Source organism: Chryseobacterium endalhagicum, assembly GCF_016745235.1.
GTDB lineage: Bacteria > Bacteroidota > Bacteroidia > Flavobacteriales > Weeksellaceae > Chryseobacterium > Chryseobacterium endalhagicum.
The window spans coordinates 1,143,951-1,161,481 of record NZ_JAELVM010000002.1 but is presented as its reverse complement, the minus strand read 5'-3'; the positions used below and the strand labels follow the sequence as shown (position 1 = coordinate 1,161,481).

The following is a 17,531-nucleotide window of genomic DNA, read 5'->3' as shown; positions in this document are numbered from 1 at the left end:
AGGCCGCCTTTTTCAGGGCAGCCGTTTATTTTAATGTGGGCAAAAATTATTTTGCAGGAACACTGTTGAAATTAAGTGCTATTTTCAGATTCATATCTGAAGTCGTCTGATTTTTCAGTTCATAAACTGTTCTTACGGTAAGTCCTGAACTTTTCACCACCTCATCCAGATATCCTGTATCATTCAGATCCAGATTTAAGCTGGAAGAATCTGTGGTTATATTGGAACGTGATGCCACAAGCTTTTCTCCTGTTCCGCTGGATGAAACGTATACTTTCACGGATTTAATGGCGCTTAAATTTCCTCCAGACGGGGAAACTACAGAAATTTTGGCATCAGAAATCCTTACATCTTTGATTTTCGCATTGTTGTTTCCTCCAAACCAGGTCTGTACATTCGTAGCGGTAGATGTGGAAGAAACTTCTTTATCTGCCGGCACTCCCGTAGACACCAATACACTGGCGGTATAAGGGAATGTATTCTGAACCAGCGACTGTACGGTTCCACAACTTACTACGATTGCAGAAACTGCCGCTGTCATTAAAAATATATTTTTCATAACTTTTAAACTTTAGGATTGAGTTTGCAGAAATTATACCAAATGGGTAAAATTTATTCTACACTTACATTAAAATTTCCTTTCGTATTTCCTGAAGCCATATTGCTCTTCCCAATGATCAGCCATACTTCTCCGGTTCCTTTGGTCTCGTAGGTAATTTCCCTTCCGAAAGGACCGTCATAATCACCGTTAGGAAGTTTGATCTGGTTGAATCTGATATTAAAGTCTTTTTCGTTGGTTGAAATACTGGCTTTAATATTGGGTTTGTCATAATGGGTCAGTTTTAAAATAAGTTCCTGGCCATCTTTTGTAAATTCTTCTCCCAGGGTGAAAGGAAGCTGGGATGCATCTGCTGTTCTGATGATCTGGCCGTCTTTTTCGGTTCTCATCACTCCTTTTCTCAGTACTTGTTTGGTGACAGGAGCATTGTTAATGATTGAATCTTGTTTTCTTAATGCAGCAGAGTCTGTGTTCACGGCTGTATCCGGCATTTCTGTAACCACGGCAGAATCTCTGTTTGGCGTTTCCGTTACGTTCGGTTCTTTTTTACAGGAAATAATAATCAATGGAATTAACAATAAGGACTTTTTCATAATAATTACTCTTTTAATGTTTCATAGTAAAGAATTTTTGAAAGGAAAGGTTTTGATTTTTCTTCTTTCACTTTTTCCAGTACTTTCTTTTTAAGCTGCAGATCGTTTTTTTCACCGGCATACCTTAGCAGATCTCTTTCGCTGAAATTGACCTGTTCCAGATGATAGGCCACTGCAAAATCTTTACGTTTCATATTCTGGGAGGTTATTATTCCGCCCCAGTTGATATAACTGCAAGCCAAAATTGTTCCATAAAAATACCAGGTCATTCTATTGAAAAGGAATGCATTTCTTTTTTTCTTCTGAATTTTAATAAAAGTAAGAGCCAGCCCTATCAGGGACAGAAGAAGAAAGGCAAATACGCCCAGCCTTTTATAGGTAAAGCCGTAACTGATGATATATTCGTAGTTTTTTACGGCGGCTGAGACTACGAGGACAGCATTCAGAATGATCCAGATTCTTGCCAGCATTTTCATGAGTTTGGCTTTCGGATCAAAATTAAATCCTGATTTGAAATAGAACATAATCACCAGAACCGCCATTACGATGGACATGATCACTGCATTGACCCTTTCGTGGGTTTCTTCCGAAAGCTGAACGGGAGTTTTTGAAACTTCATAAAACTGTTCATAATTGTAGGTGATAATGAAAAATACCAGTAAAATATTCAGGCAGATAAAAGAAATCACCCCGCTGGTTCTTTCTGCCTCCAGATCAAGGAAAGAATAGGTTGCTTTCTGGGTCTTGTTTGCTTCATTAAAATCGTCATCCAGCAAATGATTCTTTTTATAAATAAATCTTTCCACGGCATAGTTCCAGTAATTGAATGCTATAAAGAATCCAAGTACCGAAAGACAGATCACCTGCCAGATATTGACATCCAGTTCATAGTCCCGGAAAAGAGCAGCAAAATGATCACTTCCCGCAGAATAAATTCCAAAGAATATGGAGATAAAGACCAGCGGAATAATAATGAATGCCAATGTTTTCTGCCATACTCCGGAGATATTTCTCTTCGGAAGCCAGGCATCAAAAGAGAAAAACCGGAAAATTGAAGTAAAGCTGTTAATGATAAAAACCGGGATCAGGAAGAGTATTTTCAGCTTCCTGTTTCTTGAGCGGTAGCCCAGCAGCAGAATGGAGCTTACAACCGCCAGCAGAGACGGGAAATCCCTGTACCAGATAAAAGCAATAGCCGACAAGACATTGGTAACAAAAAGTATCAGAAAAGTTCTTGTCCTGTTTTTTTCAGGAGTTTTGAACAGCGTCAGCAGCGCATAAACGATACTCAGGATTCCCAGATTCATGCCGATGTCCTGGTCATAGAAGACGATGACAAATAGGACGGCTGTAAGAAATATATAGTGATGTGTTTTCATAATTTTAGGATTAAGAGGTTGAGAAATTTAGAGATTAGGAATCTTAGCCCGTTAAGAAGACTTAAGGTTTTAAGGTGTATAAGAATGATTTTTAACAGAAAATCTAGGGATCCAGGCTGAAGACGATATACATATAGAGCATGGTGACGGGAATGTTAATCAGGAGCAGCAATACAGAGCGTCCGGAGGATTTCTTATCAGGAATATTCGTCAGGAATTCTAAAAGCTCATAAAACAGAATAAGTAAATTAACCACCGCTGCGATGAGGACAAAATAAAACCCGGATATGATCAGAAAGTCTGCTTTTGTTATCAGATAGCCCAATAAAAGTAAAGTTCCTGATACAAAAGAGATCAGAAATGTATTCCATCCCAGTGTACTGTACCGTGTTTTTTTCATGACCTGTTATTAATACAATACTGCTGTTTCCTTCTGCTTAATATAATCATTCAGGTGGTCAAAATTCTGCCACAGCAGGCTTTCGAAGTCCCAGTGATAGAAAGGCCTCATGCTCTGCCCTTTTCTGTAAGCTTTCATATACAGCTTGAGATATTCCGGAAGAATGAGGGTTCCCAGAACCACAGCCGCCAAAAGATGCGCATTGAGTTTACCATTTCCCAAAAGCAGGTACTGCATGGCAATCTCGTCTTCAAACTGAGTTCCGCATCCGGTAATCAGGTGATGAACGTCGTGGTTTTCCATTTTGGGGATCATAGAAAATCCGTGCTTCTTATAAAATTCTCCAAGCTTTCTTCCCAGAGAGTCTTCTTTGAACTGCAGCAGCTGCTCTTCATTGAACTGCCACTGTCTTTTTTTCTTTTTAAAATATTTCCTGTAAAGTTTCTGGGTTTTATCGTAGACAAAAAGCAGAAAGCGAACACGTACTTTTTTCATAATGTATTATTTAAATATTAAATTAATTCCTAGTATTACGTAAAGAAAGCCAAGGGGAATATTAAACAGGATCAAGCCGATGGCTTTTAAACAGACCGCCATTTTCAAGCTGTAAGTAAAACCATATAAAAGGAGTCCCGTAACTGCAAAAAGGTTAGCCAGTATTCCATAGAAAAAAACAAAAATTCCAAATTCTAGAAACCAATCACTTTTACTTATAAAATATCCTGTAAACACAATATTTCCCAGTAAAAAGCATAGTCCGAACACTATTTTCCCAATGCTAATAATTTCATGATCTTTCATAGAATATATTAAGCTTGAGTTAATGTAAAAACTGTAATTTCCGGACGTACCATAAACCTGACCTGGAAAGAGTGGCCGATAGCTCTGTTGATGTACAGCATTCTGCCATCCTGAAGATCTATTTCCCCTGATATATATTTTTTGTTTTCTACAGGGAGAACGGGTGTGATAATTCCCGGTATTCTGCATTGTCCGCCATGTGTATGCCCGCTTAAAATCCAACCCTGGTAACCGTTCCAGATATCCTTGTCGCAGGCATCCGGATTATGACAGAGGACGATATTGGCTTTGGAAGGATCATAAGTTTTCATCACTTCGGCCGGATAAAAATTAGGTGACCATAAATCTTCAAAACCTATAAAATTCAAGCCGGAAGTTTCTATGCTGCTGTTTTTAAGCATCGTAATTCCACAATTTTCAAGCGTATTGCATACTCTTTCGGCGCATCCGGTATCTTCCCAGTTTTTACCATAATCATGGTTTCCCAATATCCCGAAAGTCGCCAGTTTTCCGTGAACCGCCGCCTCCATTACTTTTTTCAGATCTTCCTGATCCTTTTCAGTTCCGTGATTCACAAAATCTCCGGTGTAGACCACAAAATCAGGATTGAACTGCTGAGCTTTTCTGAAGGAATCGATCAGGAAATTCCAATCGAAACGGTCTCCCACGTGAAGATCCGAGATCTGCATCAGTATTTTTCCTTCCAATGTTCCTGGTAAATTTTTAACCGGAAGTTTTCTCTGGACAAATTCCACCCAAAAAGGCTCTACCTGCCAGGAATACAACGCAGGAAAAGCACCTATTACTGAAAGCTGCGCCAGTCTTTTAATGAAAGTTTTTCTTGTCATGATTGAAACCTGTATGATTTGAAATAATCATTTAATTTCCGGCAAACGGACTTCCGAAAATGCCTACTGCCAATTCAATCCAGGTCAAAGCAAGAACCAGTACAATGACAGCACAGATTAAAATTTTCCAACTTTGTTTTTTGATTTTACTTCTCACAAGATTGACCAGAAAAGCAGTGGCAAAAAGTAAAATTCCCGCAATCAGAAAATCTGAAGGTGACCAATTGACCTCACTGGAAATGATATTCCCAACTAATGGAACACACAGTAAAACCAATGGAAGTGCGTAAATCGTGAATGTTGTTTGTTTTTGTGTCATCATAATATTTATTTTTATTTTATAAAGTACTTTGTATTTCAAAGTTAATTTTCAAAAAAATATAGGGTTTATCTCCCCAATAATTTTTCCAAGGCATCCAAATGCTCATTAAAAGCCTGTCTCCCACTCTGGGTAACCCTGTAAGAGGTTTTCGGTTTTTTGCCGACAAATTCTTTTTTTACTTCAATATATCCTGCTTTTTCCAACGCATTGCTGTGGCTCGCCATATTACCGTCTGTAATTTCCAGCAGGGCTTTCATTTCAGAAAAATCAACCCAGTCATTGACCATAAGAACGGACATAATACCCAATCTTACACGGCTTTCGAATTCTTTATTGAGTTGATTTATATTAATCATAATGAGTGAGTGCTGCAGAGCTTTGAGAAGTTATTTCCAAAATCCTGCAAATTTAGTCTTTATTTATATTTTTTATGCATAATCAGGCCATACACAATATGAAGAACTCCGAAACCAATAGTCCAGAACAGAAGTCCCCAGCCCAAGAAGAACAGTGAAATAAGTCCTAATATGATCTGGCAATATCCAAGGTATTTAATATCCGTTAAAGTATATCTTTCTGCATTCACGAGCGCAATTCCGTAAAAAATCAATGTGGCCGGAGCAATCCATACAAAAAGATGATGAAAAAGAAGTGCAAGGCAAAAAATTCCTCCTGTAACCAATGGAACGGCAAATGTTACGAGCAGACGTTTGGTGGTGGCATCCCAGATTTTCAGCCCTTTCTTTCTGCTTTTATTTGCAGTAAAAATATAGCCGCTCAAAATAGCTGTTACCAAAATCACAATTCCGGTAATAACAAGTTCTCTGACCAATGCGGGGCCAAAAAAGTTTCTGTCTCCGTCAAGATAATTAATTCCTTCGCGTTGGAAAGCACAATACACATACCCAGCACCAATCAATGCTGCAAGACCGGCAAAAACTCCGGACAGTCCGCTCAATGAAATAAATCTGGAAGACCGCTCCATCATGGAACGGATGTGGGATAAGTCTTCGTGATAGTTTTTCGAATCCATAAAAAGAACTTTGAATTACAAAGTTATAATTATTTTTTAACCGACCAATTATTTTTCAAAAAATTTTAAATGTAATCACTTCATTTTTTGTCTTTTATTAATGCAAACTATTTACTTTTTATCTAGATCATTTTCTCTATAATTAAAAATATACATCATAATTAAAAATACAATTAAAAATATTCTATAATTTTCAAAAAGATAAATTTCAAATTAACCATTTTAACTAAAAAATATAATTTTTAACAAAAATTTAATATTTTAACTAAAACACTATTGTTATATTAAAAAAAACCAACATATTTGTACCAATTATTTATTAAATTTTGTTAATATGAATGTGAAACTAAAAATTCTATCTACTGCAGTAGTTTTTTTTACGGCCCAAGCTGTAACTGCACAGAAAGATTCGACGAAGACTAAAGACATTGATGAAGTAGTAATTGTTGCCTATGGTAAACAGAAAAAAGGAACGATTACCGGATCAAATATCCAGGTAGACGCAGCTAAAATAGAAAACCGCCCTATTTCCAATGTTTTACAAGCATTGGATGGAGCTGGAGCAGGTATTCAGATTGCCGCAGGTACAGGTCAGCCAGGTGAAGGTTCATCAATAAGAATCAGAGGAACAGGTTCTTACCTTGTTTCAAACGAACCCCTTTTAATTGTTGATGGAGTTCCTTTTCCAGGAGATTTAAATTCATTAAATCCAAACGACATTGAAACTATAAATGTTTTGAAAGATGCGTCATCAACTGCTCTATATGGTTCAAGTGCGGCTAATGGTGTTATTATGGTAACCACCAAGAGAGGTAAGAAAAATTCATCAAGATTTACCCTTAATTCAAATACAGGTATTGTAAGCAGATTTGTTCAGGAATATGATAGAGTAGGAACTGCAGATTATTATGTGCTTGCTTGGGAAGCCATGCGTAATGGGAGAAGATTAACCAACCCAACTGAAAGTCTCGCTGCCTCAAACTTATGGGCAACTAATAATTTAATTTCCGGAAACGTAAGAACAAATGTTTATGATGTTCCGGATAATCAGTTGGTTGTTGATGGAATGCTTAATTCTTCGGCTAAGCTGCGTTACAATGATTTTGACTGGGCCGCTCCGATTATTGGTGTAGGCATAAGACAAGACCATAGCATCAGTTTTTCCGGTGGAAATGATAAAAGTACATTGTTCAGTTCACTAGGCTACACCAATGAAAAAGGATATATTGTGAAGTCCAGTTTTGAGCGTCTTAATTTAAGGATCAATGCAGATTCTCAAGTTAAAGACTGGTTTAAAATCGGAACTAGCTTAAATGGCGTTATTACAAGTCAAGGCTTAGCCGTTAACGGAGCAGACAACAATTCCGCTTATATAAATCCTTATGCATGGACACGTGGTATGGGCCCAATCTATAGTCCATATCGACATAACCCAGTTACGGGAGAGAGAATGTACGATGTGAATGGAGATGTCCTGTATGATGATGGTTCTTTACGCGGTGTTGATGCCGCCGCAGGTAGAAATATTATCTGGGAAACATTATTAAATGATGATAAAACTAATTCATACAACCTTCAGTCTAATGTATATGCAGAATTTAAAATTTTACCGGAATTGATGTTCCGAACCAATGCGGCATATAACTTCAGAGGAACATTAAACAAAACCTATGGAAACAGACTCATCGGGGATGCTTTGGGAATTGGTTCTGCTTCCAGAACCATGTATCTGACCAGAGATTTTACGTGGAACCAGGTATTAACCTATAATAAAAAATTGGGAGGACATGATGTAACCCTTCTTGCGGGACATGAAAATTTTGATTTAAAACAAGATTACCTCTATGGTTATAAGCGAAATCAGGTATTGGATAATTTCTACGAGTTTGGAAACTTTGTAGATAACAACACCCTTACTTCGCATCTTAGAGAAAGAACTAAAGAAAGTTGGTTTACAAGGTTGAACTATAATTATAATGAAAAGTATCTTTTAGAAGGCTCGGTAAGATGGGATGGTTCTTCCCGTTTTGCCACAGACGTAAGATGGCAGTCATTCTGGTCAGCAGGTGCCGGATGGGTGATTTCAAAAGAAAACTTCCTTCAGGATAATAAATTTGTCAATTTCTTAAAGCTAAGAGGTTCTTACGGAGAAGTAGGTAACGACGCGTTAGATACGAATTACGCTTATCAAACCTTATTTTCTTTAGGGTATAACAATGGTACGGAGCCAGGGATTTTGCTTACTAATGTAGGTGATCCGTTAATTACATGGGAAACTAAGGCGCAATCTGATGTTGCTTTAGAATTTGAATTATTGAATAAAAGAATACGTGGTACAGTAGAATATTATAATTCTGAAACAAAAGGGTTAATTTTCCCTTTTCAACCTCCTGTAAATGCAGGTATTCCGGGCAATAGCATTGACAGAAATGTTGGCAACATGGTAAATAAAGGGTATGAAATTACTTTGAGTGCAGATATCATCAAGAATCAAAACATGAAATGGACAGTATCAGCCTACGGAACCTCTTATAAGAATGAGATTACTGCCCTTTCTCAAGCCGAATTTATTACTGGCACTAAAAAACTAACGGTAGGTAAAGACTTATATGCTTTTTGGTTAAGATCATGGTACGGAGTGGATCCTTCTGATGGTGCCCCTCTATTCGTCTTAGATCAGGATTTATTCCCTGGTTCTACAGCAGCAGATGTAAGAACCGTCAATGGTGTTCTGGTTACCACCAATCAGAATAAAGCTAAATATGAATATCATGGATCAGCAATTCCTGATTTCTTTGGAAATTTTTCAACTACCTTTAATTTTAAAAACTGGGAACTTTCCGCATCATTTAATTACCAGTTTGGAGGAAAAATATATGATACTAACTATGCAAGTTTAATGGATGCTTTTCCTCAGGGCGGAGCATCGCATACTGATATTTATAATCGTTGGACCACTCCTGGACAGATCACGGATGTACCGGCTCTAAACTCATCTACAGCAGCTGCTTCAAACTCTGCTTCATCAAGATGGCTGGTAGATGCCAGTTATCTCATGTTGAGAAATGCTTCAATAGGGTATAGCTTTAATCCTGACATTGTAAAAAGTGTAGGAATAAGCAGCTTAAAATTATTCGTGAGTGGAGAAAACCTTTGGGTGACCAGCAAAAGAAAAGGCTTAGAGCCCTACTCTACATTTAATGGTACAGTCACTAACAGATATTCACCTTCGAGAATAATTACTTTCGGTTTAAGTACAACTTTTTAAAATTATCAAAATGAAATTCATTACAAATAAAGCGCTTCTAATTTCCGGACTTTCCATATTAAGCATTCTATCATCCTGTGACAGAGATGATCTTGAGAAAGACCCAACTACCGCAGCTAGTGAGCTTTTGGTAACCTCAAGTCTGGATAACTTAAGTATTACAATTAATGGAATGCATAGAAATATGTATTACAGGCAAAACAGCAGCCAGGGGCAGAATGGTGCCACCGGAATATTGATTTATATGGATGTAATGGGAGATGATTTAGTTTTCCCTACTACAGGTAACGGATGGTTTGTAACTACCCTGCGATGGCTGGATAATGCCAATGCTACTTCTACAAATTTATTTTATCCATACGATTTTTTCTATGGGCAGATAAGAATTGCAAACATTATCATAAAGGCAGCTCCTAATGTTCCGGGGGATCAGACGCTCAAGGATAAAGTATTGGGGGAAGCTTATGCATTCAGAGGGTATTGCTATTTTATGCTAGCCCAGATCTATGCAAAAAGATATGTGGCAGGAGCTACAAATTCTCAACCTGGCGTACCACTTAGATTGGATGATTCTTTCAACCCTATTCCCAGAGCATCTTTAGAAGAGGTTTATGCTTTAATAAATTCAGATTTTGCACAGGCTTATGGTTTCCTAAATGGTAAAACCAGATCGGATAAATCTCACTTTAATGCGAATGTTGTTCGAGGGCTAATGGCAAGAGTAGCTTTAGTACAGGGAAAATATGCTAACGCTGCCTTATATGCAAAAGAAGCAAGACAAGGATTTGCACTGATGAACAATACTCAGTATAAATCAGGTTTTAACAGTTACTCTAACTCTGAATGGGTATGGGGCTATAAACCAATTGATGCCACAACCGACTTCTTTGGAAATTTTATGGGCTATATGTCCAGAAATTATAATTCAGGACAGATCAGACAGGCTCCTAAAGTTGTCAACAATTTATTATACGCACAGTTTCCAACAACCGATGTGAGAACACAGGTTATTGATCCTACAGGAGCACATACTGCACTTGCATTGCCTTCTACGTACAGTAAATTCCCTTATACATCTCAGAAATTCCTTTCTGTAAATGCATCAGGAACTGTTGATAACAATACAAGCTTAGGTGACATTCCATTTATGAGAGCTGCAGAGATGTATCTAATCGAAGCTGAGGCGTTGGCCAAAGATAATAAAGAGGCAGACTCTAAAATTGTATTTAATGAGTTTACACAAAACAGGAACCCATCATATGCTGGAGCTACCACTACAGGGCAGGCTTATATTAATGAAATTTTAAACAGCAGAAGATTAGAACTTTGGGGAGAAGGTTTCAGATTTCTTGATCTGAAGAGATTAAATCTTCCTTTAGACAGGACTGGTGCAAACCATGTGTCTGCGGTTACTAATAATTTAATGACTATTCCTGCCGGAGATAAGCGATGGACATGGCTTATTCCTCAGGCAGAGATCAATGCATCTCAAAATTTAGTAGAACAAAACGAACTTTAATTCAACATTCATATTAACTGCAGAGATCCGCTTCGTAACTGAAGCGGATTTCTTTTTGATTAAAAATCAAATCAATACATCAAAAAAGAGGTTAACCTTTTAGGATAACCTCTTCTATTTTAGTTAAATAAAAAATTATTTTGCTCTTAATTTCTCTTTAATCGCTTCAATATTTTTCTTAGCAGAATCTTCAAGAATTAGGCTGGCGCTCATATGAATTCTTGCCGGCATCAGTTCATTAAAATGATCTGTTCCTTCCCAGGATACTTTTTTGATCAAAGCCAATGCCTCACTGCTTCTGGAAGCCAGTGTCTGCATAAATTTTTCTAATTTCGAATCCATTTCCTGAATATTTTCGGATACGGAATGGTAAACATTATGCTGTTCTGCCCATTCTGCCGATCTGAAATCTGCATCAATAGCCATGGCGGAAAACTGAGACTTCCCTATCTTTCTTTCTACATAAGGACCGATTACAAAAGGACCAATTCCAAGATTTATTTCTGTAAGTGCCAAAGCAGAATCTTTCGTAGCAAAACAATAATCTGCACCACAAGCGATTCCTACACCGCCTCCGGTAGTTTTTCCCTGAACTCTTACCACTACTATTTTACCACAATTTCTCATGGCGTTCAGAACTTTAGCAAAACCTCCGAAAAATTTTGTGGATGCCTCTAATTCTTCAATGGCAAGAAGTTCGTCAAAACTTGCGCCTGCGCAGAATGCTTTTTCACCTTCGCTTTTTACAAGAATGGCTTTTACTTCCTCTTTAGCTCCTTCCTCTAAAATGGTCTGGGCCAGTTTTTCTAAAATTGCTCCCGGCAGCGAATTGCTTTTTGGGGTTCCGAAGGTAATTTCGGCGATATTGTTTTTAATTTCTGATGCTACAAATTCGTTCATTTTTATTTTAATTGGATTCTTACAAAAATACTAAATACCACCCTTCCGGAGAAATAATGACGCATAAATTACTGATTAAACTATTCCGCTAAAAAACTCAGGCTTTTCATCGTTTAAATCCTTTCTGCACCTCAGAAAATCATCAGACATTACGTATAAATACGGACTGCTCAATTTGGTATTTTCTACTCTAGTACTGCCTTTTTTTATATCGTTCCTTTGGCTTAGAAAACTAACAATCAATGGCGGAATCTGAAAAGCCTAAAAGAGAGTAGGAAAATTTAATAACTGAAAAAAACTAATATTATGGACGAGTACATGGGAATTGTAAAACTATTTGCAGGAAATTTTGCACCAAGAGGCTGGATGTTCTGTGACGGAAGAATATTGAGCATTGCTCAAAACTCTGCCCTATTTTCCTTATTGGGAACAACGTATGGAGGTGACGGGATAACTACCTTCGCATTGCCTAATCTTATCGGGCGTATGGCTTTAGGAGCCGGAAATATGAGTTCCAACAAATCTTATCCTTTGGGAATTATTGCCGGAACAGAACAGAATACATTGCTTCAGCAAAACATGCCAAGCATGGCAGGCGGTTTTCAATTGAAAGTAGCGAACGCAAATTCTACAGTGTCTGCTCCAGCTGCCAATACAGCGATTGCCATCACTGGAAATCAGGTAGGAAGAGACTTTACTGCAATACCAAGCTTTGTACAGACTGATCCGGACACAGCCATCAATGCGAAGTCTATTACCTATACAGGGCAGAACCTTCCTGTAAACAATATGCCGCCTTATCTGGGGCTCAATTATATCATCTGCGTATCGGGTATCTATCCATCGCGTGATTAATCATCTAATTTTTAAAACCTAAATCATGAAAAGAACTATTTTTTTAACGATCTGTAGTCTGTTCATTTCATTATTTTCTTTTGGACAGACCAGTACAGAGCAATTTGAAACGGAATCCCACGGGAGCCCAAGTTTCACGGATAACGGAGTGATCTTCAATATAATTTCTCATGTAGGAACTTTTGATATTCAGGCTAATTATCCTGGTACCGGATGGAACGGAACGGCTAATGACAACAGATATATTGATAACTCGAACGACACTGCATCACCACCGTCTTTCAGCATCAAAACCACATCGAATCTGTTTAAAGTAAACCGTTTCTGGATGTATCTGTCTGCTCTTAATTTAGATCTGACTGTACAGGGAACTTTAACGGTTACCGGAAGGCTTAATGGAGTCACAAAATTTACACAGACAAAATCCACAGGGTTTACAACAACCATGGCTTCATCAAATGGCTATACTTTGATTGATCTTACCAACTTAAACGGTCAGAATTATTCAAATATCATTATTGATGAGCTTAGGCTTACCTTAGGCGGTAACTACCGGTATGCAGGACTTGATGCTTTTACATGGGTAAAAGACTCAGGTATCGTACTGGCGACCAGCGAAGCCACTTCTTCACAAAAAGGAATGAGCATTTATCCTAATCCTACCAACGGGCCTCTATCCATTAAAACGGAAGAGAGCGGACCCGCTGAAATTTACAGCCAGGATGGTAAGCTGCTTAAAAACCTTGAAATGAAGAAAGGAATCAATGAAGCTGATATTTCGGAGCTTCCGAATGGGGTGTATATCCTCAAAACACCATCAGAATCTTCCAAAATCATCAAAAAATAAAAATTTTCATAAGTAATTTGTGTCGCAAAAGATTCTAATGCATAAATGATAAATTCCCTGAACGATCAGGGAATTTTTGTTTTTTAACGGGTCCATTTGTGAAGATGTTCTATCCTTGCATTTCTTTTTAACAGGGATTGGAACCTCAACTGTAAAAGAATACGCCGTCCTTCAATGGTTCTGGTAAACACCAATTCTGATTTTTCAATTCTTTCGCTCCAGGTTTGCATGAACAGCTCGGCACTTTTTTTATTTTTGGCAAAAACTTCAGGGACAGGATAATAGATGTATTTCTTCCTGAAGAAAAGTTTAGCCTGCTGTTTAAGCAGATAACGGGGATTATCAATTTTGGAAATCACCTCCTGCAAAACCATAATAAACTGTGATTTCTCATAGTGACTTCCACCATCCAGATAACAGAACATATCACCTTTAGCCCCGGAGCTTACCACTTTCATCTTTTCGGGAGCAGTGGTAATAATTCTCTCATAGATCAGGCATTTCAAAACAGTTTCACCTATGAGTCCGATATGTCCTGCCGCGTTTTTATATTTGAGATACTGTCTCAATGCGCGGTAAAATTTTAAACCATACGTCAGAAATCCGAATCCTCCAAAGAGAAACATCACCCAGAAAAAGCTTTTAACAGAATCTATCGCCTCCATATTCTTTAGTATTCCCAGAAGAAGATCCTGTCCAAATAGCAAAACGATTGATATCATTACTTTAGAAAGGTCCGCAATCATTTTTCCGAGATAAGTCATTTTCATATCGGTCACTTCGGTAAGATCGCCGGAAGGAACCTTAATTTCTTCGACGAGAATATTTCCCTTATCTAAAGCTAATTTCCATCGCAGTGTGAGATCTTTCCTGTTTTTAGCCCTGGAAAAACTCTCCTGATTGATCATTGGAATCTGATCTTCTTTTTCAATGGTTTTGAGATTGAGTCTTTCAAAATTATTCTCAATGGACGTTTCATCGTGGGTTGAAATTCCCACAAAGGTTTTAAATCTCTTTTTCACAATATCCATATCCTGGCCGCCATTCTCACTCTGTGGATCAAAACATACGAGATGCCATATATTTCCGGTCTTTTGGAGATTGTCCTTGTCTATTCTTATCACTCTTCCTCTCATCTGGTTGGAAAGGACAAAGGAGCTTACAAAACTGGCAAGGATCAGTGTATTCATTTTAGGAGCATCCCAACCTTCACCCAATAAAGCTTTTGTGCCAACCAAGACCTGAATATAGCCCTGTTGAAAAATTTCCGTAATAATATGAACAATATCATGTTTGATCTGTTCTGTAAGATTGATCTGGATATAGTCTTTATCGTATGTAACAAGAGAAAATGATAGTCCTGATATTTCTTTTCTTGTACACAGCTCATTCATCTTTTCCTTTGCAGATAACGGAATGATGACAATACTTCCCGTCAGAACGCCAATTTTTTTATTCTGGGCATTCTCACGTCTCAGCTTTTCAAAAATAGGAATGGCTCCAATTTCATTCAGATGGAGATTATTTTCAGTATCGGTGGAAAGGTACTCTTTTTTTATAAAGTCGGTAAGGATCACCATTTTCAAATCTTCTTTCAAAACAGAAAATTCAAATTCCACAATGTCTTTGATGCCTTCAAGTTTTCCAATGCTGGAATTGAGGATCTGGCTTAAATTTTTATTGTTGAAAAAACTAATGGTCTTTTTTTCCAGGAATCCCTGTCTTCTTAATCTGTTTCCTAAAGCGGTACGGTGATCTTCTTCGTTTTTGAAATTCACTTCATCTACGATCAGATAAAAGTCGAGAAGTTCTTCGAACCAGAAAAAATCAAATTCGGGAATATACTGATGCTGATCACCAATGATCTCAAAATGAATCTCAGAAATTTCTTTTTTCCTGAAATGAAGATAGATGAGCCCTGAAGTATAGGAGGAGATATTTTCATAGATCCAATCCAGGTGATCCATGGGTTTCTGGTAAACAGGATGCTGTTCCAATGCGTTGAGAAGAATATCATCGTTCTCAATTTCTTTAAAAAAAGCTGCAGCCTGTGTATGATAATGTTCTATTTTCTTTTGTTCCTCATAGGATGGCAACGTAAAATACACCAAATCCTGATGCGGACAAAGATCGCCTTCAATCATTAATTCCGGAACGGAAATCTCTGTATCAATGGGACCGTTCAGCTGCATGTATTTCTGCCATTCGGCACCGGAAACATCAAAAGGAGGTGTTGCGGTAAGGGATACAACAGTAGGTTCTATCGCTGCTTTCAATTCCATTAAGCTTCTCCACCATGCATTTTTCAGGTGATGAGCTTCATCAAAAATAAAGGTTTTCACTTTCTGCTTCTGCAGTTTCTTGATAATTTCAGCTAAGGAAACCCTGGATGATTTTTTATCAACCTCCGTTTCATCGTCATCCGGAATGCCTGATGCTGCGTGAATTCCCTGGTAAGTGGTTACGGTAATGAGTCCGGGATTTTTGATATTTGTGGATATCCAGTCCGGTACTGTTTCTGTGTCAAGAAAAAGTTCGCAGAATCTCTGTACCCATTGATTTTTGACGGCTAAGGTTGGGGCAACAATAAGTGTTGGTTGATTGAGTCTCAGCATAACTTCCAGTCCTAAAACTGTTTTTCCGGAGCCGGGAGGTGCAGTGACGTGCAGATGCCGATCGGTAAGGAACCCGTCAAGATCATCCAGAAATCTCTTCTGATAAGCGCGCCAGCTGTATTTAAATTTTGTGTAGGTAGGAAAAATAGTCATGGTGATTGTTCAGTGATGCAATTAACAGCTATTTTTTCAATGCTAAAATATATTTGTCGATGTACAGCTGTTTTTCTTTTGTTTTGTACTGTTGGATATATCTTGGATGTTCAAGAACGGTCATGGTTTCAAATAGTTGGGCGTCTTTATTCAGTGCCGAAATAAATTCTGAATTCTTTTTGCCGAGAACAAATACTTCGGAAGTATCCACCCCCAGGCTGATATGCTTCTTCAAGGAATCAATCATAAAATCTTTTACCGCTTCAAAGAGTTTTTTATCATCATAATAATTCGCGTTCAGCCAGCCGGTTTTTGTTTTTCTTACAATGGCCAGCGGAAAAGGTGAATTGATATAAACATCTTTGTAAAACTCGTCTGCACCGCCATATTCAGCAATCATATCATACATAAAAACTGAGGAAATTTCATGGGTATGAGCCGACTGCATTTTAATTCCGCAGACGCTTTCCAGCCTTTTGGTATCGGTAAACGGCACACCCGTCACTCCTGCCCCATGCCGGCTGGGATTGATTCCTATCATGAATTTTCTAAGGTTCTGATCATTATAATATTTCTGATAAAATTCCTCCATGACCGTCATCGTTTCCGGATTGTCCAAATACGGATTCATCACTTCAAAACCATCAGGAAGATCTCCTGAAAACTGAAGGTTTTTATTGAATTCTATAACTTGATCTGCAAATGTTTTATTCATCCTCTTCGTCTTCATCATCAGACAATGCCAGTTCTATATCGATAAACTGGATATACAGTCCGCAGATTTCTTCTTTTTCATCGTATGCGAAATAAACAGGGTAACCTCCGTCTCCGAAACCGCTTGCAAACATGGGAATATGATACTCTGTATTGGGAATCTTCCAATTGATCCAGTCTCCCAGCTCTCTCTGATTTTCCGGATGCTCTTTGTAACTCTGGGCAAACTCTCCGGCAAAATAATCATCGTACACATTTTCCACATTCACTTCGGTAAGGAACTTATCGAAATAAGGGAGCACTTCTGCATCGGTGATACATCCCAATCCCGCATCTACCATGAATCCAAAGTAGTCGCCTTCATTTAAATCTTCAAGATTTTCTATCCCGATCAAGGCCTCTCTGTACAGAACAGGTTTTTCTTTGGTGAATTCAACTTTTACGGCAGCATAGCGATTTCCCCATTCTTCTGATTTTACAACTGCAATTTTTACCGGAAAATCTCCTTTGGGAGCCTGTACGAAATAGGGTTTCTCTCCTGCATTAAGAAATACCAAAGGATCTCTTACGATCACTTTTCCGGATGGCAGGGAAACATTCCCGATCTCCATTACTTCCATTTTCTGCTCCATAATTTCATCTGAAGTAAAATAGGTTTCCAAATCCACGGGACATATAAGGATATCTTTTACCTGTTCCCATTTTTGCATCCAGCTTTCGTTCAT

At 38.1% G+C, this 17,531-nt stretch carries 17 protein-coding genes; 4 read left to right on the top strand and 13 right to left on the bottom strand.

Annotated elements, in window-relative coordinates; genetic code table 11:
• Nucleotides 1–46: 46 nt before the first annotated feature.
• The 9 genes from JET18_RS15540 to JET18_RS15500 all read right to left on the bottom strand — a co-directional run bounded on the left by JET18_RS15540 (nucleotide 47) and on the right by JET18_RS15500 (nucleotide 5,935).
• Nucleotides 47–559: a hypothetical protein gene (locus JET18_RS15540; protein ID WP_202092470.1), complete on the bottom strand. Its 513-nt coding sequence runs from the start codon at nucleotides 557–559 to the stop codon at nucleotides 47–49.
• Nucleotides 560–612: 53 nt separating this feature from the next.
• Complete coding sequence (locus tag JET18_RS15535) at nucleotides 613–1,152, bottom strand: hypothetical protein (protein ID WP_202092469.1); 540 nt, start codon at nucleotides 1,150–1,152, stop codon at nucleotides 613–615.
• 5 nt (nucleotides 1,153–1,157) lie between these two features.
• The gene (locus JET18_RS15530; RefSeq protein WP_202092468.1) at nucleotides 1,158–2,531 is read right to left on the bottom strand and encodes a DUF4153 domain-containing protein; all 1,374 of its coding nucleotides are present in this window, start codon (nucleotides 2,529–2,531) and stop codon (nucleotides 1,158–1,160) included.
• Between the two features lie 103 nt (nucleotides 2,532–2,634).
• Nucleotides 2,635–2,931 (bottom strand): hypothetical protein, encoded by a 297-nt coding sequence (locus tag JET18_RS15525; protein WP_202092467.1) that lies wholly within the window; start codon nucleotides 2,929–2,931, stop codon nucleotides 2,635–2,637.
• Between the two features lie 9 nt (nucleotides 2,932–2,940).
• Nucleotides 2,941–3,426, bottom strand: a complete 486-nt coding sequence (locus JET18_RS15520; protein ID WP_202092466.1) for a Coq4 family protein — start codon at nucleotides 3,424–3,426, stop codon at nucleotides 2,941–2,943.
• A gap of 314 nt (nucleotides 3,427–3,740) precedes the next feature.
• Nucleotides 3,741–4,580: a metallophosphoesterase gene (locus JET18_RS15515; RefSeq protein ID WP_202092464.1), complete on the bottom strand. Its 840-nt coding sequence runs from the start codon at nucleotides 4,578–4,580 to the stop codon at nucleotides 3,741–3,743.
• 31 nt (nucleotides 4,581–4,611) lie between these two features.
• Nucleotides 4,612–4,902 carry a hypothetical protein gene (locus tag JET18_RS15510; RefSeq protein ID WP_202092462.1) on the bottom strand — a complete coding sequence of 97 codons (291 nt, stop codon included), beginning with the start codon at nucleotides 4,900–4,902 and terminating at the stop codon, nucleotides 4,612–4,614.
• A 65-nt stretch (nucleotides 4,903–4,967) separates the two neighbouring features.
• Entirely contained in the window at nucleotides 4,968–5,258 is a 291-nt protein-coding gene (locus JET18_RS15505; RefSeq protein WP_202092460.1) for a winged helix-turn-helix domain-containing protein, read from the bottom strand.
• Between the two features lie 59 nt (nucleotides 5,259–5,317).
• Nucleotides 5,318–5,935: a hypothetical protein gene (locus JET18_RS15500; RefSeq protein WP_202092459.1), complete on the bottom strand. Its 618-nt coding sequence runs from the start codon at nucleotides 5,933–5,935 to the stop codon at nucleotides 5,318–5,320.
• Nucleotides 5,936–6,269: 334 nt separating this feature from the next.
• Here JET18_RS15500 and JET18_RS15495 point away from each other — a divergent pair, with 334 nt between their 5' ends.
• Entirely contained in the window at nucleotides 6,270–9,203 is a 2,934-nt protein-coding gene (locus JET18_RS15495) for a SusC/RagA family TonB-linked outer membrane protein (protein ID WP_202092457.1), read from the top strand.
• A 10-nt stretch (nucleotides 9,204–9,213) separates the two neighbouring features.
• Complete coding sequence (locus JET18_RS15490) at nucleotides 9,214–10,722, top strand: RagB/SusD family nutrient uptake outer membrane protein (RefSeq protein WP_202092455.1); 1,509 nt, start codon at nucleotides 9,214–9,216, stop codon at nucleotides 10,720–10,722.
• A 135-nt stretch (nucleotides 10,723–10,857) separates the two neighbouring features.
• On the opposite strand, the gene JET18_RS15485 is transcribed toward JET18_RS15490, so the two are convergent.
• Nucleotides 10,858–11,622 carry an enoyl-CoA hydratase/isomerase family protein gene (locus JET18_RS15485; protein WP_202092453.1) on the bottom strand — a complete coding sequence of 255 codons (765 nt, stop codon included), beginning with the start codon at nucleotides 11,620–11,622 and terminating at the stop codon, nucleotides 10,858–10,860.
• Nucleotides 11,623–11,928: 306 nt separating this feature from the next.
• On the opposite strand from JET18_RS15485, the gene JET18_RS15480 reads away from it, so the two are divergent.
• Both JET18_RS15480 and JET18_RS15475 read left to right on the top strand, forming a co-directional pair.
• Nucleotides 11,929–12,477, top strand: coding sequence for a phage tail protein (locus JET18_RS15480; RefSeq protein ID WP_202092452.1), 549 nt, complete (start codon nucleotides 11,929–11,931; stop codon nucleotides 12,475–12,477).
• 25 nt (nucleotides 12,478–12,502) lie between these two features.
• Nucleotides 12,503–13,324 carry a T9SS type A sorting domain-containing protein gene (locus JET18_RS15475; protein ID WP_202092451.1) on the top strand — a complete coding sequence of 274 codons (822 nt, stop codon included), beginning with the start codon at nucleotides 12,503–12,505 and terminating at the stop codon, nucleotides 13,322–13,324.
• An 83-nt stretch (nucleotides 13,325–13,407) separates the two neighbouring features.
• Here JET18_RS15475 and JET18_RS15470 read toward each other — a convergent pair whose 3' ends face one another.
• Genes JET18_RS15470 through JET18_RS15460 form a run of 3 tightly spaced genes read right to left on the bottom strand, consistent with a single transcriptional unit; the run spans nucleotide 13,408 to nucleotide 17,531 of the window.
• On the bottom strand, nucleotides 13,408–16,092 hold the full coding sequence (locus JET18_RS15470) for a DEAD/DEAH box helicase family protein (protein WP_202092450.1): 2,685 nt from the start codon (nucleotides 16,090–16,092) through the stop codon (nucleotides 13,408–13,410).
• Between the two features lie 28 nt (nucleotides 16,093–16,120).
• A complete protein-coding gene (locus JET18_RS15465) occupies nucleotides 16,121–16,807 on the bottom strand; it encodes an SMUG2 DNA glycosylase family protein (RefSeq protein WP_202092449.1) in 687 nt (228 codons plus the stop codon).
• Nucleotides 16,800–17,531 (bottom strand): DUF4241 domain-containing protein, encoded by a 732-nt coding sequence (locus JET18_RS15460; RefSeq protein WP_202092448.1) that lies wholly within the window; start codon nucleotides 17,529–17,531, stop codon nucleotides 16,800–16,802. The genes JET18_RS15465 and JET18_RS15460 overlap by 8 nt, the downstream gene beginning before the upstream one ends.